Raw genomic sequence first — 21,555 nt, forward strand, 5'->3', positions numbered from 1 at the left:
AGGGCGTATCCGGTATTAGCACAAGTTTCCCTGTGTTATTCCGAACCAAAGGGTACGTTCCCACGTGTTACTCACCCGTCTGCCACTCCCGTCCGAAGACGAGCGTTCGACTTGCATGTGTTAAGCCTGCCGCCAGCGTTCGCTCTGAGCCAGGATCAAACTCTCAAGTTAAAGAGCTCGATCATAGCTGATCACGTTTGACAGAGGCTCACAACCAATCCAGACGTCGCCGCCCAGATCGTGTGAGCTCTCGAACCGTAAACAGCTTGTATCCACTCACGATCCAGCACAAAGCCAGATCCGCAAGGACACGCGCCGTCCACGCTTCTCTTCCTCAGATGAACTTGTCAAAGAGCGACACCCGCTTAAAGCCAGTGTCTTCATAGATCAAGACGGAAAAGCGCCTCAGCGAATGCTGGTGGGTTGCTTTCAACCGTCTCGGGAAGTCTGTCCGGGCGGCCCGCCTTTGCTCAGGCACCGCGTCGGGAGGCGTCGTATAGGGTGCCTCAAACCGGGTGTCAACTCGGTATTTCCGGGTCGCGACAGGGTCCCGGCTCCGGGCCGGATCATCCTCTCGCGAAGCGGGGAAGCGGCCGCGCCGATCCTGCCGTGAGGACCCGTCGCGTCGCTTCCTCTATCTGGTGGCACGCCCCGCGCGCCGCAAGAGGGAGAGCCGCTCGTCGGGTCGGCCCCCGTGACCGGACCTTCGACCGGAACCGGATGGGTGGCGCCGTGCCGCGGGGCGGCCGGTCGCATCGCTGCGGGCCCTGCCAGCGCCTACAGGCCGTGGATGCTCGATCCTGAAACCCTCTTCGTCGCCGCGACCGGTCTCCTCGGCGCGGCCGGCCTCATTCTCGGGGCCCTCCCCCGCCGGTCCTGGCACAAGCTGGCCGGTGCCCGCCCGCGGATCGTCACCGACGAGGATCGATCCGCGCCCGCCCCCCTCGCCCTCGCCTCCTCGACCTGAGCGAAGGCGATGAAGGGTTCGGCAGGTCGGGCTCGCCCTTCGGCAGGGCGGCCCCTGTTTCGGACGGCCTCCGTCTCCGCCTTCAAGAGGATGGTGCGATCCTGCACCGCCGAGGGGTGCCGGATCCAACCTCTGCTCCCAAGGGGCTTGGTGGCCGCGCGCGCCTGTGGCACACGGTCCCCATGACCGACATGACGACCAACACCCATCCCTACACGCTCGAGATCCTTCCGCCGAAGGCCGAGGGCGCTTCCTATCAATGGGCGATCCGCCGGAGCGGCAAGCTGATCCAGCGCTCGGACCGCGCGCTCGCGAGCGAAGCGAAGGCGCGCGAGAACGGAATGGCGCAGATCGAGAGGCTGCTCTCGGGCGCAGGCGACCGCTAGTCGTCGCGATCTCCGCATCCCCGCGCCGGGCGACATCCCGGCGCGGGAGAGTCGGCGGAAATCCGCCGGCCCCTCTTCCGCCGTGTCGCCTCGGGCCGCCGGCCCTCTGATGGCCCCTGCGCCGCTCGATGCGCGCGCGGCGGCATCCTCACGACATGATCGTCCTCGGACGAGGCGATCCGCAGCGCGGTCGCGATCCGGGTTACCTGCTTCGCCCGCCGGAGCGGGACGGAGCTCTTCGCGACGCGGTGCGCGCCGCCCGCCGCCCGAAATCCCGCCGATCAGAAATCCCCGGACCGACATCCGGATGAGCGGACGCGCGCGGCCCGTGCCGGACCCGTAGGCCGGCACGGGCCGCGCGGCTCCGCCGTGGCGGTGATCCCGCGCCAGGCGCGCCCTACTCGACCTTCAGGTTCGCCGCGCTCTCCTTACCGGAGCGCCGGTCGGCCTCGACCTCGTAGGAGACCTTCTGGCCTTCGGCGAGGGTGCGCAAACCGGCCCGCTCGACGGCCGAGATGTGGACGAACACGTCCTTGCCGCCGTTGTCGGGCTGGATGAAGCCGTACCCCTTCGTCTCGTTGAACCACTTCACAGTGCCAGTGCTCATGATGGATATCCTAGCCGTTCCAGGCGGCCTTATCTGGATCCCTTCGCCGCTCCGGCAAGTCGCGATGCGCGAACTCCGTCCGTGAGGGCACGCTCGGGACGCGGCGCCGGGATGCGGAAACGAGAAAGCCCTGCCAGATCCTGGCAGGGCTCCTCAATGCGCGGGCCCAGGTCTCGGGCGGGCCCAGGTCTCAAGCGGGCGCGGTCTCAGGCGGCGCGGCGACCCGCGGCGACCGAGGCGTTCTCGTTCCCGGGACGGACGGCGGTGCGGGTTCCGGCCGAGGCGCCGCCGGAGACGGCGGTGAGCTCGCCGGCGGAGGCGCCGTTGCTCGGGGTCAGGCGGTCGGCCACGAAGGCGACGAGGGCGACGTTGGCGGCGCCGGCGGCGACGACGGCGGTGAGGAGCAGGGTGATCATGGTGGACGTCCCGTGTTGTGTTTGCGTTGCAGCATTTATGGCACCGCACACAGCGTTTTGGCATGCCAGATGCCACACACCAGTCATTCACCCAGCGCATGAGAGGGGGCGTTTGCGGGCCGAGACCCGGCAAATTTGCAGTATGGTGCCGCCTCATCTGTCCGCCGCGCGATATTCTGCATGGACAGACGACGGGTATTCCGGGTAAGGCCTTCCCGCGGACCTGCTCGAATAGCTCAGCTTAAGCTTGAGCTCTCGGCCTCGTCTGCTTGCGCCGGCAAGATGTAGGGAATCGTTGCATGTATAGCGCCAGGAGCCGCGAAGTTGCCGAGCCATGGCTCGTGCTGCCGGAGCCCGCGCTCGATCGCTACCTGCTGCGCTCGCGCCGCCGCGCCGCCAACGACAACAGCCGCCTCCCCTACCGGATTCCCCGCACGGTGCTGTTCGGCACCTGCGCGGCGCTGATCAGCGTGCTCTCCCTCGCCGCCTCCCAGATCTGGTAGGTGCCGAGGCCCGTCGCCGGCCGGTTCGGTCGGGGTGGGCCGCCCGCAGGGCTCCACGACAGCGCGCCCTCCGCCGCAACGGAACCTTAGCATTCGTGGATGCGCGCGCGCCGTGGGCGTGCTCCATCGGTCGCCGGGCCCATCGATCCCACGGGGATGGCATGCAGACCTCCGCGCCTGCCTACAACGTCTTCCGTCGCAAGCGGCAGCCGGCTCTTCGCTGCGCCGTTCCCCTGGATCAGCCCGTGCCCTCGTTCGTGAGCGGCGAGACCTGGGATTTCGGCGGCACCGTCACGGGCGAGCAGCCGCCGCCCGGCTTCAAGCCGGAGGCTGCGGACGAGGCCGTGCGCCACACCGGCTATTACCTGGTCCACGCGGTCCAGGCGTAGCGGCGGGGCTTCGTCAGGGCGCGCGCTGCGTTGGCGGGGTGGATTGCGGGCATTCCGGAGGGCGCGGCCCCGTCGCCTGGCCCGGCGGATCGCAGGCCGCCACGGGCGGCTTCCCGGCCGCATCGTCCCGGGCGCTCCGCAGGAGGCCGAATCCCCAGAAGACGGCGACGCCGACGGCGACCGCCACGAACAGCGCGATCGCGATCCGGGGAAGCAGGCGGCTCATCACGGCGTCCTCGGCGTGGGAAAGGCTGGGCTCGGGCAATCGGGCAGAATGAGCTTGCCCACGGTGTTCTGCGGATCGCAGGCCGGGATCGCAGGCTTCCCGCCGTTCTCGGCCCGCCGCTTGTCCTGCGCGTCGGAGACCCAGAGGCCGATGCCGACCACGGCCACGATGGCGACGAGGGCGGTGGCCACGAGGGGAAGCCAGCGGGGCATGCGTTCAACCCTTCAGAATCGTGGCGATGACCTGCTTGGCCCGTTCGAGGTCGAGCTCGGCCTCCGCCACGGCAGCCTCGGCCTGCGCGAGGCGGTGGACGGCGTGGAGCAGGTGCGAGCCCTTCGTCATCCCGGCCAGCGCATCGACGGCCTCCTGGTCAACCTCGATCAGCGCGGACGGGTCCCCGAGGAGCAGGGCGACCCGGTGCTCGCAATGGCGGCCCTCGGTGCCGTCCGCGCAGGTGCAGGTGAACCGCACGCCGCGATGCGTCCGCGTCGCCTCCATTCGATGCACGGCGGTACCGTCGGCGGCGCGCACGGAGAACACCAGGGCTGACATCAAGGCTCCTACCTCTGCGCCGGTCGCCACGGGGCCCGGCCCTGGTCCGCCTCATGGCACGGCTGCGCGGGTCGGCGCCATCCCGCCTCGATCCGTGGCGCCCGCGCCGCGCGGCTCCGGGACACCTTCGGGAGTTGACTTGCTGCCGCACGGCTCCCCTGTCGGGAGCCAGCGTCGCGCAGCCGCCCCCGACCCAGAGTCCCGATGATCGTCCGTCCCCGCCCCGGTCTCCTCGCCATCCTCGTCACCCTGCACGGCTCGATCCTGCCGCAGGTGGCGCTGAAGATCCTGTTCGTCACCGGCATCGCGTGCCTCGTGGTCGCGGCCGAGCGCCACTGGCCGGACCTCCTGGCCCTCCATGCCGGCGTCGCGCCCTTCACCCTCGTGGGCTTGGCGCTCTCGATCTTCCTGAGCTTCCGCAACAACGCCTGCTACGAGCGCTGGTGGGAGGCCCGCAAGCAATGGGGCCTCCTGATCGTCGCCATGCGCGGCCTCGCGCGCACGATTCCGGCCCTCCTCCCCGGCGAGGCGCAGGAGGCGCGCCGCCGCCGCCTGCTGCGCCGCCTGTCGGGCTTCGCGCACGCCCTGCACGCCTCGCTGCGCGCGCAGGATCCCGGCGCGGCGGCGGCACCGTGGCTGCCCGCGGACGAGGCCCGCGCGGCGGCGGCGCATCCCGACCCGGCGGACGCCGCCCTCCGCCACCTCGCCGCCGATCTCGGCGAGGCCCTGCGGGCGGGCGAGATCAGCGACGTGCTCTACGGCGTCTTCGAGGCCAAGCTCGACGCACTCTCCCGGATCCAGGCCGCCTGCGAGCGGATCAAGGGCACCCCCCTGCCCTTCGCCTACACGCTCCTGATCTACCGGACCTCGTGGCTCTACTGCGCCCTCCTGCCCTTCGGCCTCGCGACCTCGCTCGGATGGGCGACGCCGCTGATCACCGCGCTCGTCGCCTACACGTTCTTCGGTCTCGACGCGCTGGGCGACGAGCTCGAGGAGCCGTTCGGCCTCGAGGCCAACGACCTGCCCCTGAACGCGCTCCTGCGGACCGTGGACGGGATCATCCTCGACGCCCTCGGCGAGCCCGCGCCGCCCGCCGTCCTGCCGGAGAGCTTCGTGCTGCAGTGATGCTGACGCTGACCCACCAATCTGGTCCGTGCTGAGCGCAAGTTTTTCGGGCTTCCTGAACCCTGAGTGTGACCGTTACGACCGACCACGGTGTCATCACGATCCTGGCCGGCAATGTCTCCGGGACGCTCGAGGTGCAGACCCTAGACGACCGGGTCCACGGCCCCGATCCGGACGTGACCGTGAAGCTGCTTGCCAGCAGCATCGGCACAGTCGATCCAGTCCGAGCGATCGGTCACGTCCTCGACGACGACCCCGCCCCGGCCCCGCAGAACCGCGCGTACTTCGGCAGCCTCAGCCACGACGTGCACAGCCCGGCTGGCGAGGTCTACGCCCTCTACGATGCAGTCCTGCAGCGCACTCCGGAAGCGGACGGCCAGCTGTCCTGGACGCAGGCGCGCGGTGAGGGCCTGCCTCTGCACGACCTTGCCGAGGCCCGACTCAAATCTGAGGAGGGTCAGAGCCACCTCGCGCAGGCAGATGACAGGAGCTTCGTCGAGGCGCGCTGGGACGGGAGGCGGAGCCGGCTGGGCTGCAGGCGTGGACCGACGCGCTCGCGCATAGCGTATCGCGCGCCGAGGTAGCGGTCGGGATCGTCCAGAGCCCGGAGGCGCACCAGCATCTCGCCAACCTGATCGAGCACGGCTGGCTACTGGCCACCTAGGAGGCGAAGTCTGACGCTGTGGCTCACGTCGGATGTCCGATGTGAGCCACGCTGAGGCCTTGGCAGAAGCCACATCGTATGCCCGCCTATCGGCAGATTAAGTTCTAAAGCCGACCAACTGCTTCCAGCCAAACCCGGCCGGCAGCTTTGCGCCCATTCCGGTCGTTTAGCCAGCCTCGGCCGCTTCTCTGAAGCGGCCCTTCGCGGACTAGGCATTAGCGAACCAAGCGGCCTCGGCTTTCACAAGCCACCACGCGGGTGAGACGCCAGCCACTGCAAAGCTTGGCAGAGCTCAAACGGGACCCTCGGCGGCCTTTCATGTCCTATGCTTAAGCCTAGTTCGGCGTCCGAACGACGACCACGTCTTGTTCCATCAAGGAGGGCGCGCAGGAACTGTTGGAATGGGAGGGTCGTTGCGTTTCTCAGCCGGCCCATCGCTGATCCAGCGCCGGTCGGCACCTTCGAGGTTCAAGCGCGCGGCGCCGGCAGGGCATGAGCGACAACGACGACCCCTTCACCAACGAGCAGTTGACCGAACTGGCTCTGATGCAGGCGGAGAATGCGGCGCAGACCGGAAAGGCGCTGGCCGCGACGGCGCATCAGGCCATCGCCGGATTGGTGATGAACGCGCTTCTCTTGCACGAGCTGGAGCGTCTCGGCCTCGTCGACCACGACGCCGTGATGGCGGAGGCAGTCCAGCGCGCCCGGTCGATCCAACCGCCGGATGTCGGGGCCAGCGTCGCCCAGGTCATCAAGACCCTCTTCGACGGTGAGGCGCCCACCGCCCCGCGCGCAGACCTTACCCTCATCAATGGCGGCCTGATGGATGCACAATCCTGACGCAGCAGCAACAAGGCGGATCGTCCGAGTGCAAGTGGCCTCGGCGCCCTGGTTGCAAGATGTCACGACGTACAATTGAGAAACGGGTCGCGCGCAAAGAATGAACTCCCCTGTTTCGTCCGATGTCCCATCCGATCAAGCACGAATTCATGCATCGGATCATCTGGCGCAGGGAGTACGTTGCCATGCTCGCCTCTGCCGGATCATGCACAAACGGCGGCCCGAACGAGTTGGCCGCGGACGAGAGTTCCGTCTGGGCTGAGAAGGCGCCGTCCGTCGGCTTCATCCATCCCGATGTCGTGCGGGCGATCCACGCCGTCCTGACCGAACTCGGCGCCGACCGCGACGGCCTCCTCGGTGAGGCGGGCCTCGATACTTGCCTCTTCGACAGGAGCAGCAAGCCCGTTCCGTTCACGGCCATCGGGCGCCTGATCGCGCTTGCGGCCGACCGCTCGCGCTGCCCCCATCTCGGATTGCTGGTCGGGCAGCGAACCACCCTGGCCTCGTTCGGCCTCCTCGGCGTGATGCTGCGCAACTGCGCCTCGGTGGGGGACGCCCTGCGGGCCCTGGAAGCTCATGCGTGCGTGCGAGACCGCGGGGCCATGGTCGGCCTCGGTGTCCACGACGATGTCGCCGTCCTCAGCTATGCCCCGCACGAGCCCGAGGCCGAGGGCGCGGCCCTGCATCTTGAGCGGGCGCTCGCCACGGTGACCAACATTCTGCGGGGGCTGTGCGGTCCCGATTGGGCGCCGCTGGAGGTTCTGCTGCCGCGCTCCGCGCCGCGCGACACGGCTCCTTACGGAGCCTTCTTCCGCGCGCCCGTCCGGTTCGACCAGGAAACGGCCGCCTTGGTGTTTGCGGCGGGACTTCTGGATCAGCGGATCGCAGGCGCGGACCCGGCAACGCGCCAAAGGGTTGAGGATCCCATCCGCCGGCTCGAGGCAGATCATCCCTCCACGCTGACGGACAAGCTTCGCGAATACCTCCAGACCGCCGTCACCCGGCAGCGCTGCAAAGCCGAGCGCGTGGCGCGCCTGAGACTGGTGAACCGCCGCACCTTGAGCCGCCGCCTGAGGGAAGAGGGCACGAGCTTCCGGCGACTGGCCAACGAGGCGCAGTTCCGCGTGGCCAAGCATCTTCTCGCCGACACCGGCATGGCCATCGGGCAGATCTCGGCGGCTCTCGACTTCTCCGAGCCTCCCGCGTTCACGCATGCTTTCCGCCGCTGGTCGGGTACGACGCCCAGCGCCTGGCGGCACGCGAACCGGCCGGAGATGAAGCGCGACGCGACCCACGAGGAAGCTCGCGTGCGCCGGAAGAGGGACACAGGATGCAGCAGCACGTTCCTGCCTGGGCCTGCGCCCTCCTGATGCTCTCTGGGGAGGCGAGCGCGCAGGGCGCCCGCACGCCTCTGCTGGACCGGGCGGATGCGCGCATGCAGATCGGCGCCGCCTCGCTGGTGCCGACGCTCCGCGGCCGCTGGCTCTATGCCGATCATAAGCTTGTCGTCGGTCGCGTGCAGGATGTGCGGGTCTCGGCCGACGGCACCACGCTCGTCGCCGTGGTGGCCCGCCGACGCTGGCTCGGCGGTGGGGAGATCGGCATGCCGGTTCCTCTTCTGCGGCAGGCGGACAACGACCTCACCGTGAGCGGCACACGCGAGACCATCCGGCAGATCCCGCTCCTCAGGCCGTGAGGCACCGGCATGAGACCGTTGTGGCTGAGAAGTCTAAAGCTTGGACAGCCACCCAGGAAAATTTGGCGCGTCGATGATCGGAGGTGACCGAATGAGTATCGCCAGTATCCTGGTCTCTCTGGACCTCGGAACGAAGGCTGCCGAACGCGTTCGCCTCGCCGCCGGTCTCGCAAGCCGTTTCGGAGCGACCCTCACGGGTATCGCCGCGCGTACAATTCCCACTCCCGGCCCAGGCGAGGACCTCAAGACGATACAGGCCGCCTACAAGGAGGAGCAGGCCAAGCTCGACGAGGATCTGAAACGGTGCCGGGAGGTCTTCGAGCGGAGTTGCGGCACGGAGATCCGGACGGCTTGGCATCAGGCAGAGGCCGACGCCACAAGCTTCCTGGTCCGCCGAGCGCTCGCCGCCGATCTCGTGATTGTCGGACGCGAGACGGACAACGATGCCGGATCCTTGGCCGCCCAGCCCGGCGCCCTGCTGATGGAAGTCGGCCGGCCGGTTCTGATTACGCCGGGCACCGATCACCTCAGGGCCGAACGGATCGTCGTCGCATGGAAGGACGCGCCCGAGGCGCGGCGCGCGGTTTCGGCCGCTCTGCCGCTAATCCGCCGCGCGAAGCAGGTCTTCGTCGTGAGCGCGGGTGAGGAGGCGCGCGGCACCGGTGCCGAGCAGGTCTGCGAGTTCCTCGGCCTTCACGGCGCGCAGGCGACCACGCATCTGCTGACCGCGACGAACCGTGAGGTCGCCGATGAGATCTTGCGGTTCACGACACGAGAAGATGCGGACCTTCTGGTCATGGGCGGGTACGGCCATTCTCGGTTGCGGGAATGGCTGTTCGGCGGCGTGACGCGGGACGTCCTGCAGACTTCGCCTATGTGCTGCCTGATGAGCCACTGATGGCGGAGGGCTCGGAAACCCTGGCCAACTGGCTGTCCATCCGCCGAAGACTGGGTAGAGCTCGTCCCGAGTCGATTGTCACATCGGCCGCATCTGATGTCCCCGTCGACCAAGTGTCCCCGATGATCAAGCGCACTATCGTCCTCGCTGTAGAGTGAGGCTCAGAACGGGGCGGATTTATCTTGTTGCGTAAGGGACAGCGGACGCTGCAGCATTCCTGAGCGGAGGAGGCACCTCGTCTTCGTGCGAAGCGCATTCTCTTCCCGCGGATCGGCGTCCACTTCGCTTCATGGCGCGCTCGCGCACCGGCCCGTGGCGCCTGCGCAGGGAGGCGTGAGCATGCGAATTGCGATGTTCAGCGCGAAGAACTACGAGCGCGCGCTTCTCAATGAACTCAATGCAGGTCACGGGCATGACCTCGTCTATTTCGATGCGCTGCTCGAACCCGAGACCGCCCCTCTCGCTGCCGGCTTTCCGGCGGTCAGTGTCTTCGTCAACGATACCGTCAATCGCGACGTCCTGAGAAGCCTCGCCCAGGGCGAGACGAAGCTCGTTGCGACGCGCTGCACCGGATTCAATCACATCGACCTGGAGGCCGCAGAGGAATTTGGCATTCGCGTCGTGCGAGTCGCCAACTACTCGCCGAACTCCGTGGCAGAGTTCGCGGTGGGCTTGCTCCTTGCGCTCAACCGCAAAATCCATCGGGCCTACAATCGAACGCGCGAGGGCAACTTCAAGCTCGACGGGCTCATGGGGTTCGATCTCGTCGGCCGTACGGTGGCGGTGATCGGCACCGGGCGGATCGGGACCATCTTCGCCCGCATCATGGCCGGCTTCGGCTGCACGGTGATCGGGTTCGACGTACATCGCTCGGCCGAGTTCGAGGCGATCGGAGGCCGCTACGTCGATGCGAAAGGCGTCGAAGAGGCGGACGTCATCTCCATGCATTGCCCGCTGACGCCCGAGACCTATCACATCGTCGACGCGCGGACGCTCGGGCGCGTGAAAACGGGCGCCATCCTGATCAATACGAGCCGCGGCGGATTGATCGACACCGACGCGGCGATCGATGCCTTGAAGTCCGGCCGGCTGGGCGGGATGGCCATCGACGTCTACGAGCAGGAAGCGGATCTGTTCTACAGAGATCTGTCGAGCGCCGTGATCCCGGACGACGTGATCCAGCGCCTCGTCTCGTTTCCGAACGTGATCGTGACGGGCCACCAAGCCTTCTTCACCCGCGAGGCCTTGGAGACGATCCTCGGCACGACGCTCGCGAGCATCTCGGAATTCGAATCGGGGCGTCCCCTCACCTATGAGATCGCCCCGCCTGGCCGCGCCCGAGAATGATCTATGCTGCGCCCGCGCTATATTCCGCCCGAAAACATCTTCCCGCCGAACCCCTGGGCGTTCGAGGCCGTCCGCTACGACGCGAGACTTGCGCGCGAACTGGCCGGACAGGCCGAGACGATGTTTGCCCTGTCGAACGGGTATCTGGGCATCCGCGGCGCGGTGGAGGAAGGCACACCGGTCCGGGAGGCGGGCACATATCTCAACGGCTTCTATGAACACCGGCCGATCTCCTACGGTGAGCATGCCTACGGCTTCCCGACCGTCGGCCAGAGCATCCTGAACTGCCCGAACGGCACGGCTCTGAAGCTCTTCGTCGAGGACGAGCCGTTCGTCGTGCCGCAGGCCGAAGTTCTGGATTACCGGCGCTCCCTCGATCTGAGAGCCGGCACCCTGAACCGGGAGGTCCGCTGGGTGTCCCCCACGGGCAAGCGCTTGCACATGCGGACGGTCCGGCTGGTCTCGCTCGCGCATCGGCATCTCGCCGCGATCGAGTTCGAGCTCATTGCGGAGGACGCGGATGTCGAGGTCGCGGTGTCGTCCGAGCTCAAGAACGATCAGCCGTTGAGCGCCGACACCACGGATCCTCGTCTCGCGGAGGGGTTTGTCGGCCGGGTTCTGCACCCCGCCGGGACGCGATCCGAGGGCCTGCGGGCGATACTGAGTTACCGAACCGGAAGCTCCGGCTTGAGCCTCGGCTGCGGCATGGACCACAGCGTCTTCACCGAATGCTCGATGCTCGCCGAGTTGAGCTGCGACGATGATTTTGCTGCCGCCGTCTTCCGTTGCAAACTTTCGCGGAACAAGCCCCTGCGCATCTGCAAGTACTTGAGCTATCACTATTCGGACGATCCAGACCCTGCGCAGATCCTGTTCCAGACCACCTCCACCCTCAACCGCGCGACGACGCATGGATTTCAGGCGATCCTTGAGCGCCAGAGGAGCGATGTCGAGCGCTTCTGGGCTCGGGCCGATGTCACGGTGGAGAGCGACAATCCGAGGACGCAGCAGACGATCCGGTGGAACCTCTTTCAGCTTCTGCAAGCCTCAGAGCGAGCGGAAGGGCATGGGATCGGCGCAAGGGGTCTGACCGGACGGACCTACGAGGGACACTACTTCTGGGACACGGAAATCTATGTCCTTCCGTTCCTGATCTATACGAATCCTCCGATCGCGCGCAGCGTCCTTAAATTTCGCTACGATATGCTGGACAAGGCGCGGGCGCGGGCGCGCGAACTGGGACACCGCGGAGCCACCTTCCCCTGGCGGACGATCAACGGTGAGGAGGCGTCAGCCTACTACGCGGCAGGAACCGCGCAGTACCACATCAATGCCGACATCGCCTACGCGCTGCGGAAATACGTCGAGGTCGCCGGCGATGAGGAGTTTCTCTGGAGCTACGGCGCAGAGATCCTGATCGAGACCGCGCGCCTCTGGTTCGATCTCGGCTTCTTCTCTGACGCCAAAGGTGGTCGCTTCTGCATCAACGGCGTCACCGGACCGGACGAATATACGGCGATCGTCAACAACAACTGCTTCACCAACCTGATGGCGCGGGAAAACCTGCGCTACGCCGTCCAGACGCTGCGCACTCTCGAACGACTGCACCCTGACCGGTTCGCTGCGCTGGTCGCTCGCACGGGTCTGGAACGTCCCGAACTCGGCCACTGGGAAGAGGCGGCCGAGCGGATGTATCTGCCCTACGATGAGCGCCTCGGAATCCATCCTCAGGATGACGACTTCCTCGACCTGGAACGTTGGGATTTCGCGTCGACATCGGAGGATGATTATCCCCTCCTGCTGCACTATCATCCTCTAAATCTCTACAGATCTCAGGTGATCAAGCAGGCAGACACCGTGATGGCCATGTTCCTGCTGAATGGCCATTTCACGCGGGACGAGAAGAGGCGGAATTTCGCGTATTACGATCCTCTGACGACGCACGACTCGTCCCTGTCGGTCTGCATTCAGAGCATCGTCGCGAACGAGATCGGACTCGAACAGAAAGCGATCGCGTATTTCGACTTCGCTGCGGCGATGGACATGTCCGATATCGGCGGCAACATGATGCACGGCGCTCACGTCGCCGCGATCGGCGGTACGTGGCTCGCCCTTGCTTACGGCTTCGCCGGACTGCGCGACAGCGAGGGCCGCATCTCGTTCAATCCCATCTTGCCGAAGGCGTGGTCGGCCCTGAAGCTCGTCCTGACCGTGAGAGGACAGACATTTCGGGTCGAGATCGACCACGCCTCGGCGACCTTTCGGCTTCTGAATGGCGAGCGTTTGGATTTCTCGCACGCGGGGGACGATTGCGTCCTGACCTCCGCCGAGCCGGTTCTGACCCGCCCGGTCGGGCCGGTGCGGTCGGACCCTCGCGGCTTCGGCGAGGCGAATTGACCTGCGGGCGGCCGGGCCCGGCGCAGGGAAGCGGAGCCTTCTTCCATGATGGCCTCAATCAGCGAACTCATCGGCACACAGCCGATTCTCGCGCTCTTCCTCGCCATCGGCCTCGGTTACGCGGTGGGACAGATCCGGTTCCTGGACTTCTCGCTCGGCGTGGGCGCGGTGCTCTTCGTCGGCCTGTTCATCGGTGCCATCGCACCCAAGGTGCAGATCGCGGGGCCGCTCGGGCTGGTCGGGCTGATCATGTTCCTCTACGCGATCGGCATTCTCTACGGCCGCCAGTTCTTCGAGGGCCTGTCGGGACCCGGGCGCATCTACAACCTGCTCGCGGCCATTGCTGTCATCGCCGGACTGCTGGTGGCGCTCGGCCTCGGCGCCGTCTTTCAGGTCAGTCTCGGCCACACGCTCGGCATTTTCGCCGGATCAATGGTCAGCACGGCGGCCTTGCAGGCCGCGATCGACACCATCGGAAACCGGGATCCCTCCATCGGCTACTCGGTCACCTATCCGTTCGGCGTGATCGGCCCCATCCTCTGCCTGTACTTCATGACGCGGCGCGTGAAGCCGGTCTTTCCGCCCCAGCCCATCCGCTTCCATATCGGCGAGGTTACGGTCGAGCGCCTGCCGGCCGCCGGCGCCACGCTCGGCGCGGTCATGGCCACTCTGCCCGAGGGCGTGCAGATCGCGGGCGTGCGACAGGAGCACCACAACCGGCTGCCCGATCCGGATCTCGAACTGCATCCCGGCGACGCTCTCCTGATCGCGGCCGATCGGGCGGTGGCCGTGGACGAGGTCGCCTCGGTTCTCGGCCACATCGACCGGGGCCGGCTCGCAAGGGATCGCGGCGACATCACCTATCAGCGCTTCTTCGTCTCGAAGCCGGCGCTGACCGGCGTGAAGCTCGCGGAGCTACCCCTCCCACCGGGCATCCCGATCCGCGTTCTGCACGTCCGCCGCTATGACATGGACGTGATGCCCACGCCGGACCTGATGCTGGAGCTGGGAGACCGGGTCGGAGTCCTCGTGGCACCCGACCACGTGGCCGAGGCGCGGGCGCATTTCGGCGATACGGTGAAGGCGGCCGCGGACTTCAGCTACGTCTCGGTCGGGCTCGGCATGGTGCTCGGCGTGCTTCTCGGCCTGATCCCGATCCCGGTACCGGGTGTGGGCACCGTCACCCTCGGCATCGGCGGCGGCCCGCTCATCGTCGCGCTGATCCTCGGCAGGCTTCGGCGCACCGGGCCGCTCAGCTGGGTCATGCCGTTGCCCGCCAACATCGTGCTGCGCAATCTCGGCCTGACGCTATTCCTGGCAACGGTCGGGATCAACTCGGGCCAGGCCTTCGTCACGACCGTCGCGCAGACCGGACCGTTGATGCTGCTGATCGGTGTGGCGATGTTGCTGACCACGGTGGCGATCGTTCTGCTCGCAGGCTTCTACCTGCTCAAAATCCCGTTCGACGATCTGCTCGGCGTCGCCTCTGGCGCCACGGGCAATCCCGCGATTCTGGCCTATTCCGCGCGCACGGCCCCAACCGACCGGCCGGACGTGTGCTACGCGATGATCTTTCCCTCGATGACCATCGTGAAGGTCTTCAGCGTGCAGGTGCTCGGCCTGCTCTCTCTCGCTGGCTGACCCTCGGAGATACGCCTCGAAACGGATGGTCAGCGCGTTCAGCTATGCATCGACATCCGCGAGGCCACGAGCGGCTTCCGACGACAGGTCGACACGCAGTGGCGACCGAGCTTCCAGGTTCCGCGTGAGGCCCGCGACGGTGACGTCCAACGCGTCGCCTTCAATCAGCGTCGCTTCCACTGCCTTGGCGGTCACGCTAAGCCCGACCGATCGGCCTCTCCACCGCACCTTGAAGGAGAGGCGTCTCCAAGAGGGCGGCAGCTTGGGGTCGAGCTCCAAGGTCTCGCCCACGAGGTTCAGGCCCGCAATGCCCAGGATCGCGGCCTGCCACAGCCCGCCAAGCCCGGCGATTCGGATGCCGCCGGCGCTGTTCGGATCGGGATCGAGGTCGAGGGAGGCCGTCTCCCGCATGTACCGGAGCGCCATGTCGGCGTCTCCGAGCCGAGCGGCCACGCGTGCATGCATCGCCGCGCTCAACGAGCTGCCATGGGCACAGCGCGGCTCGTAGTGGCGGAAGTTGATCATCGCCCGACGTTCGGGGACCGCCTCGGGCAATAAGGCTATCAGGGCCACCACGTCGGCCTGCTTGATGACCTGCGAGCCTTGCGTCTGCTCACGACCTATCACCACGTCGATCGGGAGCGCGTGATCGGCGTAATCCGCAACGTTCAGCTGCTTCAATGCGTGGAAGCCGGCGAACTGCTCGTAGAGTCCGGTCGTGGGGTCGAGGCCAGTGACGATCCGGGCGATCGCGTCCCGCCAGTCGTCGAGCTCGCGGTCGTCGAGGGCGAGCTTGTCCTGAAGCGCGCAGGCGTGATCGGGCCAGCGGTGCCGCAGCAGGTCCAGCGATTCCAGGGCACACGCGATGTTCCAGCGCGCCATCACGTTGGTGAAGGCATTGTCGTCCACATCCTCGTGGTACTCATCCGGCCCGATCACTTGGCGGATGTGGCGCCGGCCATCCGCCTCACCGACGGCTCGGGAGGCCCAGAAGCGGGCTGTTTCGAGGAGGATCTCGGCACCCGCATCGCGAAAGAACCCGTCGTCGCCGGTGGCGCGCCAGTACTGCCAGACCGCGTAGGCGACGTCGGCGCTGATGTGGTGCTCCATCTTGCCGGTCAGGATCTCGATCGGCTTCCCGTCGGGCCCCAGCACCGATTCCGGTGTGGTCTCGATGCCTGTGTCGGCCGATTCCCAGGGGTAGAGCGCACCTCGGTACCCGCAGAGCTCAGCTTTCGCGCGCGCCCCGGGCAGGGTGTGGTACCGGTACATCAGCAGCGCGCGCGCCGCGTCCGGCCAGACCGCCGTGTAGAACGGCAGGAGATAGGTCTCGGTGTCCCAGAAGACGTGGCCGAAATAGGCATCGCCGGTCAGGCCGCGCGCGCCGATCGACACCCGGTCGTCGTTCGGGTTCGCCGCGCTCGTCAGATGATACACGGCGAACCGCAGGGCACGCTGCAGGTCGTCGTCACCCTCGATGCAGATGCCGCTGGCGCTCCAATGCGCGTCCCAGGCGGCCTCGTGCCCCTCAAGGATGGCGCGCCAACCCGCGGAGGTGCTGCGCTCCAGCGCGGCCGCGGCTCGCGGCACCGGATCTTCCGCCGACCGGTCGGCCCGCGCGACGGCGACAAGGCGGGAGAATTCAGCAACTTCACCGGCCTTCGAGCGCCATCGGAAAATCCAACGCAGCGGGAACGGGCGCTCAGGCTCGAGCGAGGCATCGTCGATGCGCAGCGACGCGGCGCCGGCCATCGCGACGACCTTGCCGGTCCCCTCGGTTCGCCACGCGCCGAGGTCGTCCTCGAGACGCACCGGCTCCATGCCGAGGCCGGCAAGCCCGAAGCTCGCTTCGAAGCGCACTTCGACGCCGTCACGGTCCAGCACGATCCGCTGCAGCTGCAGCCCCATCGCTCGGTCAGCCAGCGACAGAAGGCGAAGCTCGTGGCCCGTCGCGGTGATGCCTGCCGGTGTCCGGTGCGTCCATTCGGAGAGCAGCACGCCGCGCCGCATATCGAGCCGACGCAGGCCGTGAAGCATCTCGCCCTCGCGTGCCACCAGCGGCTCTCCATCGAGGATGAGGCGGACCCGCGACCAGTCGGCGACAGGCACGAGCGCCGGCACGGGCGGCTCGGTGTTCGGGATGTCGAACAGCCCGGCCACGTAGCAGCGCGGCCACGAGGCCCATCGGATGTAGCTGAGCCAACTCGCCCAGGTCGGTCCTCGGCCCGTCGACCGCGACGCGCGCATGCCGAGGAACCCGTTGCCGAGAGCGAAGCGCGACTCGACGGCGCTTTCCGTGAGCACGCTGTAGCCTTCGTGGGCCAGAACCCAGCCGGGCTCCTCTGTCGGTTGAAGCGCCTCAAGCATTTGCGACAGGCTCCTCGACGGTCCGGGCGCGCAGAGTGCCCGTAGCCAGGGCGGCGATCTCGACGTGGTCGAGGCTTGTGACGACGAGGTCGGCACCGGCCTCGCGCAGCAGTGCCTCGTCGTTAAGCCGGGCGATTCCGAGTGCGGTCATCCCACCTGCGCGCGCCGCCCGGATCCCGGCAGGCGCGTCCTCCACCACGACGCACCGCGCCGGCGGCGTTTCCACGGCTTCGGCCGCCAGCAGGAAGAGCGCCGGATCCGGCTTGCCCTTCAGTACCTCCCGGCCGCTGAGGTCGGCGTCGAACAGCTGGAGGAGCGTCCGCCCGTCCGGAAGCTTCAGGCGGCTCAGCATCGCGGCGGCGTTCTTCGACGAAGAGGCCAGCGCCAGCCGCAGCCCAGCCGCCTTCAGCGCGGCGGAGAAGCGCAAGGCGTCCGGAAACACCTCGAAGCTGCCCTCCGCGATGAACCGGTCGATGAGGGCCTGCTTCCTGTCCGCGTATTCCGCGGCTCGGGCAGCGGCCTCCACCCCGCCGAGCCGCTCCAGAGCCGCCCGAGCACCCTCGAGGCGCCGCTTTCCGGCAACGTTGGCCTGATAGAAGGCGGTGGTGAAGCCTGCCGGATCGACGAATCCTGTCAGTGCCTCGCGCCACGCGCGCTCGTGCGGCGAATCCACGAGCACGCCGTCCACGTCGAAGATCGCCGCGAGGAGTGCCGGTCTCACCGCACCCGACGCCGGTCGTAGCGCCCCTCCTCACACATTGTCGCTCTCCGTCGAGTGGGGCGCGCGCGCCGGCGCCATCGGACTCCACGACCAGCCGGCCACCTCGGGCATGTCGTCGCCGTGTCGGCAGATGTACTCGCGGTGGTCGATCAGCTTGTCCCGGATCGCCTGCTTGGCGTAGGCCGCCCGAGCGGCCAGCCCCGGCACGCGGTCGATGACGTCGCTGACCAGATGGAACCGGTCGATGTCGTTCATCACGCACATGTCGAACGGCGTGCTCGTCGTGCCTTCCTCCTTGTAGCCGCGCACATGGAAGTTCTGGTGCCCGTGACGGCGGTAGATCAGCCGGTGGATGAGCCACGGGTACCCGTGGAACGCGAAGACGACCGGCTTGTCCGTCGTGAACAGGGCGTCGAAGTCTTGGTCCGACAGGCCGTGCGGGTGCTCCGTGCTCGGCTGCAGCTTCATCAGGTTCACGACGTTGATGACGCGCACCTTGAGATCCGGAGCGTGGCGGCGCAGGAGGTCGACGGCCGCGAGCGTCTCCAGGGTCGGCACATCCCCGCAGCAGGCCATCACGACGTCCGGCTCGCTGCCGAAATCGCTGCTCGCCCATTCCCAGATCCCGAGCCCGGCCGAGCAGTGCTTGACGGCCTGATCCATCGTGAGCCATTGGGGCGCCGGCTGCTTGCCCGCGACGATGACGTTGATGTAGTTCCGGCTCCGCAGGCAGTGGTCGGTCACCGAGAGCAGGCAGTTGGCATCGGGCGGCAAGTAGACGCGGACGATCTCAGCCTTCTTGTTCACGACATGATCGATAAATCCGGGGTCCTGATGGCTGAACCCGTTGTGGTCCTGGCGCCAGACGTGGCTCGACAGCAGGTAGTTCAGCGAACCGATCGGCCGACGCCACGGAATGTGGTTGCAGACCTTCAGCCACTTGGCGTGCTGATTGAACATCGAGTCGATGATGTGGATGAAGGCTTCGTAGCAGGAGAAGAAGCCGTGCCGGCCCGTCAGCAGGTAGCCCTCGAGCCAGCCCTGGCACTGATGTTCGCTCAGCATCTCCATCACGCGGCCGTCGGGCGCGAGATGATCGTCCCACGGCAGGGTCTCGGCCACCCAGGCGCGGTTCGTGACCTCGAGCGCGTCCTGCCAGCGGTTTGAGTTGTTCTCGTCCGGGCTGAACAGCCGGAAGTTTCTTGCCTCGGCGTTCAGCGCCATCACGTCGCGCAGAAAGCGTCCCATCACGCGCGTGGATTCCGCCACGGCCACGCCGGGAGTGGTCACGGTGACGGCGTAATCGCGGAAATCCGGCAGCCGGAGGTCGCGCAGCAGCGCGCCGCCGTTGGCGTGCGGGTTGGCGCTCATCCGGCGCTCGCCCTTCGGGGCGATCTCGGCGATCTCGGGACGCAGCCGGCCGGCCTCGTCGAAGAGTTCGCCGGGCCGGTAGGACTTCATCCAGTCTTCGAGCATCTGCACATGGGCCGGATTGTCGTGCATCTCGCCCATCGGCACCTGATGCGAGCGCCAGTAATCCTCGGTGCGTCTGCCGTCGATCTCGCTCGGGCAGGTCCAGCCCTTGGGCGTGCGTAGTACGATCATCGGCCAGAGCGGTCGGCGCGTGAAACCTCTGTCGCGCGCATCGGACTTGATCCGCCGGATCTGCCTCAGAACCGTATCCAGCGTGGAGGCCATGAGCGAGTGCATCTCCGCCGGCTCACGGCCTTCGACGAAGTAGGGCGTGTAGCCGTAGCCGCGGAAGAGATGTTCGAGCTCCGCGTGGCTGATCCGGGCCAGGACGGTCGGGTTCGCGATCTTGTACCCGTTCAGATGCAGGATCGGCAGAACCGTCCCGTCGGTCACCGGGCTGAGGAACTTGTTCGCGTGCCAGCTGGTCGCCAGCGGCCCAGTCTCGGCCTCGCCGTCGCCGACGACGCAGGCGACGATGAGATCGGGGTTGTCGAAGGCTGCCCCGTAGGCATGCGAGAGGGAGTAGCCGAGTTCGCCGCCCTCGTGCATCGAGCCCGGCGTTTCGGGGGCAACGTGGCTCGGGATCCCGCCGGGGAAGGAGAACTGCTTGAACAGCCGCCTCATGCCGTCCGCGTCTGCGGAGATGTGCGGGTAGACTTCGCTGTAGGTCCCCTCCAGGTATGCGTTCGCGATCAGACCTGGGCCGCCATGCCCAGGCCCGGTGATGTAGATCATATCAAGATCGTGCTTGCGGATCAGGCGGTTCAGATGAGCATAGACGAAGTTCAGGCCCGGGGTCGTACCCCAGTGGCCGAGCAGGCGAGGCTTGATGTGCTCCTTGGTCAGCCGTTCCTTCAACAGAGGATTGTCGTACAGGTAGATCTGGCCGACGGACAGGTAGTTCGCCGCCCGCCAGTAGGCGTCAATCAGGGCGAACTCTGGCGTGTGTGCCGCTCGCTTGGGCTGCCGCCGATTTTTGACGATCGCGTCCATCTGACTGCCTAGGCATGATGCTGAGGCTGTTCCGGCGCGAAGCGAATGCGCCATGTCGAGCGGACGGATTCGGCCTCGGCGAGCCGCATGCTTCCAGCCGCTGGAACTCTCGGCTGTACTGACGCCCGGCTGCCCGGCCTCTCAAAAGGAGACGTAGATTCCGGCGCAGGCGCGGTAGGTGGAGCAGGCTCCACAACCTCCGTAGCTCCCGTCGTCGCCGCACGCCCCGGCTGCGAGTCACGTCGCGCCCGGGCGTAGACCCGAACATCCATCCCCCGCGGGATCAAACCCTCCACGTCAGCCACGCTAACATCACGCCGAGCGCCCCGCTTGATCCGACAGGACAGGGGCACTCCGGACGCGTCGCTTCTTGAGCGCTCGCGCCTGCGGTCAGATGCTGAGCCGTGTGATCTCGACCAGAACATCCTCAAGATAGGTCCTGAGGCGACCTATGCCGGCCGCGCTCGGTCCCAAGATACTGAACCCGATCAACTCGCCGCGTGCGTGAACCCGGCGGATCAGGGTCTCCGCCTTCGTGGCCACCTCTCGCTCGGTCGGAGCCCGCAGGATGTTCTCGGTCTCGCCAGTCCTGACACGGATTTCGAAAATGCGCGGCTCACTTGTCATGACGACGATGCGGCGACCTCACTGCGTCAAAAGAATGCCTGTACGGAAATGGACAACCGCCTCGAGTTCATTGCTTCGAATTTACACAGCCGTACGAATGAAAAGACGTCAGTCCGCGAGAGTAACAGCCGCTGTTGCGTCAGGTCTACGTTTTTCTTGTACCTTCATCTCGGGGCTTCGCGTCGGTAGGCTTGCGCCAGCAGCACGCGCCCGGGTCCCTCGATGAGGCTCGCCTCGCTGGAGGAGGTCGCGATGGGAGTTGCGCGTTTCGTCGGGGCCGCCTTACTCGGGCTCGGCATTGCCAGCTCGGCCGGAGTGCCGGCCGCGCGGGCAGTCGATGCCGGCCTATCGGGCTACCAGGGCGCCTGGCTCTTGGAGGGCCGCGACTGTGCTGAGGTCTTCTCATCGAAAGGGAAGGCGACGGCGTTCAAGAAGCCCGTCGATATCTTCGCGCCCGCCTTCATGGTCTCCGGCAAGCGCCTGAGAACTCCGATGGCCTCCTGCCAGATCATGTCGGTTCGGCCGGCCAAGGACCGCCAGATCCTCCTCCTCGACTGCGCGAACAGCGTGGCCGGCAACGAGGTCAGGATCCTGATGGCACCTTCGAACGGAGCGCTGAGACGCTACTACAGCGACCAGGATCCGACCGGCGTCGCCTACCAGCGCTGCTCGTGAGAGGCGTACATCCCGTGTCGCCGAGGGGGCGGTGGTGCGGCCGCT

Annotated in this window: 23 protein-coding genes and 1 rRNA gene; 15 read left to right on the plus strand and 9 right to left on the minus strand. The window is 67.0% G+C overall.

Annotated elements, in window-relative coordinates; genetic code table 11:
* Positions 1–171: ribosomal RNA gene (locus tag E1J50_RS04530) — 16S ribosomal RNA — on the minus strand; the annotation flags it as partial.
* A 619-nt stretch (positions 172–790) separates the two neighbouring features.
* On the opposite strand from E1J50_RS04530, the gene E1J50_RS27120 reads away from it, so the two are divergent.
* Both E1J50_RS27120 and E1J50_RS04535 read left to right on the plus strand, forming a co-directional pair.
* Positions 791–967 (plus strand): hypothetical protein, encoded by a 177-nt coding sequence (locus E1J50_RS27120; RefSeq protein ID WP_165937777.1) that lies wholly within the window; start codon positions 791–793, stop codon positions 965–967.
* Between the two features lie 182 nt (positions 968–1,149).
* Positions 1,150–1,353 carry a hypothetical protein gene (locus E1J50_RS04535; RefSeq protein ID WP_132250864.1) on the plus strand — a complete coding sequence of 68 codons (204 nt, stop codon included), beginning with the start codon at positions 1,150–1,152 and terminating at the stop codon, positions 1,351–1,353.
* A gap of 397 nt (positions 1,354–1,750) precedes the next feature.
* Here the strand turns inward: E1J50_RS04535 and E1J50_RS04540 are convergent, their stop codons facing one another.
* A complete protein-coding gene (locus E1J50_RS04540; RefSeq protein ID WP_132250866.1) occupies positions 1,751–1,960 on the minus strand; it encodes a cold-shock protein in 210 nt (69 codons plus the stop codon).
* Positions 1,961–2,166: 206 nt separating this feature from the next.
* On the minus strand, positions 2,167–2,376 hold the full coding sequence (locus E1J50_RS04545; RefSeq protein WP_132250868.1) for a hypothetical protein: 210 nt from the start codon (positions 2,374–2,376) through the stop codon (positions 2,167–2,169).
* Positions 2,377–2,675: 299 nt separating this feature from the next.
* Between E1J50_RS04545 and E1J50_RS04550 the strand changes: the two genes are divergently transcribed.
* Positions 2,676–2,879, plus strand: a complete 204-nt coding sequence (locus E1J50_RS04550) for a hypothetical protein (protein WP_132250870.1) — start codon at positions 2,676–2,678, stop codon at positions 2,877–2,879.
* A 245-nt stretch (positions 2,880–3,124) separates the two neighbouring features.
* On the plus strand, positions 3,125–3,268 hold the full coding sequence (locus E1J50_RS28405; RefSeq protein ID WP_342635885.1) for a hypothetical protein: 144 nt from the start codon (positions 3,125–3,127) through the stop codon (positions 3,266–3,268).
* A 13-nt stretch (positions 3,269–3,281) separates the two neighbouring features.
* Here E1J50_RS28405 and E1J50_RS04560 read toward each other — a convergent pair whose 3' ends face one another.
* Genes E1J50_RS04560 through E1J50_RS04570 form a run of 3 tightly spaced genes read right to left on the minus strand, consistent with a single transcriptional unit; the run spans position 3,282 to position 4,046 of the window.
* Positions 3,282–3,494 carry a molecular chaperone-like protein gene (locus E1J50_RS04560; RefSeq protein ID WP_132250873.1) on the minus strand — a complete coding sequence of 71 codons (213 nt, stop codon included), beginning with the start codon at positions 3,492–3,494 and terminating at the stop codon, positions 3,282–3,284.
* Complete coding sequence (locus E1J50_RS04565; RefSeq protein WP_132250875.1) at positions 3,494–3,706, minus strand: hypothetical protein; 213 nt, start codon at positions 3,704–3,706, stop codon at positions 3,494–3,496. The genes E1J50_RS04560 and E1J50_RS04565 overlap by 1 nt, the downstream gene beginning before the upstream one ends.
* A gap of 4 nt (positions 3,707–3,710) precedes the next feature.
* Positions 3,711–4,046, minus strand: a complete 336-nt coding sequence (locus tag E1J50_RS04570; RefSeq protein WP_132250877.1) for a hypothetical protein — start codon at positions 4,044–4,046, stop codon at positions 3,711–3,713.
* Positions 4,047–4,250: 204 nt separating this feature from the next.
* On the opposite strand from E1J50_RS04570, the gene E1J50_RS04575 reads away from it, so the two are divergent.
* The 10 genes from E1J50_RS04575 to E1J50_RS04620 all read left to right on the plus strand — a co-directional run bounded on the left by E1J50_RS04575 (position 4,251) and on the right by E1J50_RS04620 (position 14,654).
* Positions 4,251–5,171 (plus strand): bestrophin family protein, encoded by a 921-nt coding sequence (locus E1J50_RS04575; protein WP_132250879.1) that lies wholly within the window; start codon positions 4,251–4,253, stop codon positions 5,169–5,171.
* Positions 5,172–5,239: 68 nt separating this feature from the next.
* Positions 5,240–5,755, plus strand: coding sequence for a hypothetical protein (locus E1J50_RS04580; protein WP_132250881.1), 516 nt, complete (start codon positions 5,240–5,242; stop codon positions 5,753–5,755).
* Complete coding sequence (locus tag E1J50_RS28475) at positions 5,704–5,835, plus strand: hypothetical protein (protein WP_405029835.1); 132 nt, start codon at positions 5,704–5,706, stop codon at positions 5,833–5,835. Before E1J50_RS04580 ends, E1J50_RS28475 begins: the two co-directional genes overlap by 52 nt.
* 492 nt (positions 5,836–6,327) lie before the next feature.
* Positions 6,328–6,675 (plus strand): hypothetical protein, encoded by a 348-nt coding sequence (locus E1J50_RS04590; protein WP_132250883.1) that lies wholly within the window; start codon positions 6,328–6,330, stop codon positions 6,673–6,675.
* Between the two features lie 185 nt (positions 6,676–6,860).
* Complete coding sequence (locus tag E1J50_RS04595; RefSeq protein WP_132250977.1) at positions 6,861–8,045, plus strand: AraC family transcriptional regulator; 1,185 nt, start codon at positions 6,861–6,863, stop codon at positions 8,043–8,045.
* Positions 8,006–8,371, plus strand: a complete 366-nt coding sequence (locus tag E1J50_RS04600) for a PRC-barrel domain containing protein (RefSeq protein WP_132250885.1) — start codon at positions 8,006–8,008, stop codon at positions 8,369–8,371. The genes E1J50_RS04595 and E1J50_RS04600 overlap by 40 nt, the downstream gene beginning before the upstream one ends.
* Positions 8,372–8,462: 91 nt before the next feature.
* The gene (locus tag E1J50_RS04605; protein ID WP_132250887.1) at positions 8,463–9,269 is read left to right on the plus strand and encodes a universal stress protein; all 807 of its coding nucleotides are present in this window, start codon (positions 8,463–8,465) and stop codon (positions 9,267–9,269) included.
* Positions 9,270–9,608: 339 nt separating this feature from the next.
* Positions 9,609–10,616 carry a 2-hydroxyacid dehydrogenase gene (locus tag E1J50_RS04610; RefSeq protein ID WP_132250980.1) on the plus strand — a complete coding sequence of 336 codons (1,008 nt, stop codon included), beginning with the start codon at positions 9,609–9,611 and terminating at the stop codon, positions 10,614–10,616.
* Positions 10,617–10,619: 3 nt separating this feature from the next.
* Positions 10,620–13,013 carry a glycoside hydrolase family 65 protein gene (locus tag E1J50_RS04615; protein ID WP_132250889.1) on the plus strand — a complete coding sequence of 798 codons (2,394 nt, stop codon included), beginning with the start codon at positions 10,620–10,622 and terminating at the stop codon, positions 13,011–13,013.
* Between the two features lie 45 nt (positions 13,014–13,058).
* Positions 13,059–14,654 carry an aspartate:alanine exchanger family transporter gene (locus tag E1J50_RS04620; RefSeq protein ID WP_132250891.1) on the plus strand — a complete coding sequence of 532 codons (1,596 nt, stop codon included), beginning with the start codon at positions 13,059–13,061 and terminating at the stop codon, positions 14,652–14,654.
* Positions 14,655–14,696: 42 nt separating this feature from the next.
* Here the strand turns inward: E1J50_RS04620 and E1J50_RS04625 are convergent, their stop codons facing one another.
* The 3 genes from E1J50_RS04625 to E1J50_RS04635 are packed head-to-tail and all read right to left on the minus strand — an operon-like array spanning position 14,697 to position 20,208.
* Positions 14,697–17,021 carry a glycoside hydrolase family 65 protein gene (locus E1J50_RS04625; protein ID WP_132250893.1) on the minus strand — a complete coding sequence of 775 codons (2,325 nt, stop codon included), beginning with the start codon at positions 17,019–17,021 and terminating at the stop codon, positions 14,697–14,699.
* Entirely contained in the window at positions 17,014–17,742 is a 729-nt protein-coding gene (locus E1J50_RS04630) for an HAD family hydrolase (RefSeq protein WP_132250895.1), read from the minus strand. Before E1J50_RS04630 ends, E1J50_RS04625 begins: the two co-directional genes overlap by 8 nt.
* Before the next feature lie 30 nt (positions 17,743–17,772).
* A complete protein-coding gene (locus E1J50_RS04635; protein ID WP_132250898.1) occupies positions 17,773–20,208 on the minus strand; it encodes a phosphoketolase family protein in 2,436 nt (811 codons plus the stop codon).
* 879 nt (positions 20,209–21,087) lie between these two features.
* Here E1J50_RS04635 and E1J50_RS04645 point away from each other — a divergent pair.
* Positions 21,088–21,510: a hypothetical protein gene (locus E1J50_RS04645; RefSeq protein WP_132250903.1), complete on the plus strand. Its 423-nt coding sequence runs from the start codon at positions 21,088–21,090 to the stop codon at positions 21,508–21,510.
* The last annotated feature ends 45 nt before the right edge of the window (positions 21,511–21,555 follow it).

Origin of the sequence: Methylobacterium segetis (assembly GCF_004348265.1) — a bacterium.
Classification (GTDB): domain Bacteria; phylum Pseudomonadota; class Alphaproteobacteria; order Rhizobiales; family Beijerinckiaceae; genus Methylobacterium; species Methylobacterium segetis.

Excerpts from the sequence above, each read along its gene's own strand:
- E1J50_RS27120 (WP_165937777.1), top strand. The coding sequence starts at position 791 with ATGCTCGATCCTGAAACCCTCTTCGTCGCCGCGACCGGTCTCCTCGGC.
- E1J50_RS04535 (WP_132250864.1), top strand. The coding sequence starts at position 1,150 with ATGACCGACATGACGACCAACACCCATCCCTACACGCTCGAGATCCTT.
- E1J50_RS04540 (WP_132250866.1), bottom strand. The coding sequence starts at position 1,960 with ATGAGCACTGGCACTGTGAAGTGGTTCAACGAGACGAAGGGGTACGGC.
- E1J50_RS04545 (WP_132250868.1), bottom strand. The coding sequence starts at position 2,376 with ATGATCACCCTGCTCCTCACCGCCGTCGTCGCCGCCGGCGCCGCCAAC.
- E1J50_RS04550 (WP_132250870.1), top strand. The coding sequence starts at position 2,676 with ATGTATAGCGCCAGGAGCCGCGAAGTTGCCGAGCCATGGCTCGTGCTG.
- E1J50_RS04560 (WP_132250873.1), bottom strand. The coding sequence starts at position 3,494 with ATGAGCCGCCTGCTTCCCCGGATCGCGATCGCGCTGTTCGTGGCGGTC.
- E1J50_RS04565 (WP_132250875.1), bottom strand. The coding sequence starts at position 3,706 with ATGCCCCGCTGGCTTCCCCTCGTGGCCACCGCCCTCGTCGCCATCGTG.
- E1J50_RS04570 (WP_132250877.1), bottom strand. The coding sequence starts at position 4,046 with ATGTCAGCCCTGGTGTTCTCCGTGCGCGCCGCCGACGGTACCGCCGTG.
- E1J50_RS04575 (WP_132250879.1), top strand. The coding sequence starts at position 4,251 with ATGATCGTCCGTCCCCGCCCCGGTCTCCTCGCCATCCTCGTCACCCTG.
- E1J50_RS04590 (WP_132250883.1), top strand. The coding sequence starts at position 6,328 with ATGAGCGACAACGACGACCCCTTCACCAACGAGCAGTTGACCGAACTG.
- E1J50_RS04595 (WP_132250977.1), top strand. The coding sequence starts at position 6,861 with ATGCTCGCCTCTGCCGGATCATGCACAAACGGCGGCCCGAACGAGTTG.
- E1J50_RS04600 (WP_132250885.1), top strand. The coding sequence starts at position 8,006 with ATGCAGCAGCACGTTCCTGCCTGGGCCTGCGCCCTCCTGATGCTCTCT.
- E1J50_RS04605 (WP_132250887.1), top strand. The coding sequence starts at position 8,463 with ATGAGTATCGCCAGTATCCTGGTCTCTCTGGACCTCGGAACGAAGGCT.
- E1J50_RS04610 (WP_132250980.1), top strand. The coding sequence starts at position 9,609 with ATGCGAATTGCGATGTTCAGCGCGAAGAACTACGAGCGCGCGCTTCTC.
- E1J50_RS04615 (WP_132250889.1), top strand. The coding sequence starts at position 10,620 with ATGCTGCGCCCGCGCTATATTCCGCCCGAAAACATCTTCCCGCCGAAC.
- E1J50_RS04620 (WP_132250891.1), top strand. The coding sequence starts at position 13,059 with ATGATGGCCTCAATCAGCGAACTCATCGGCACACAGCCGATTCTCGCG.
- E1J50_RS04625 (WP_132250893.1), bottom strand. The coding sequence starts at position 17,021 with ATGCTTGAGGCGCTTCAACCGACAGAGGAGCCCGGCTGGGTTCTGGCC.
- E1J50_RS04635 (WP_132250898.1), bottom strand. The coding sequence starts at position 20,208 with ATGGACGCGATCGTCAAAAATCGGCGGCAGCCCAAGCGAGCGGCACAC.
- E1J50_RS04645 (WP_132250903.1), top strand. The coding sequence starts at position 21,088 with ATGGGAGTTGCGCGTTTCGTCGGGGCCGCCTTACTCGGGCTCGGCATT.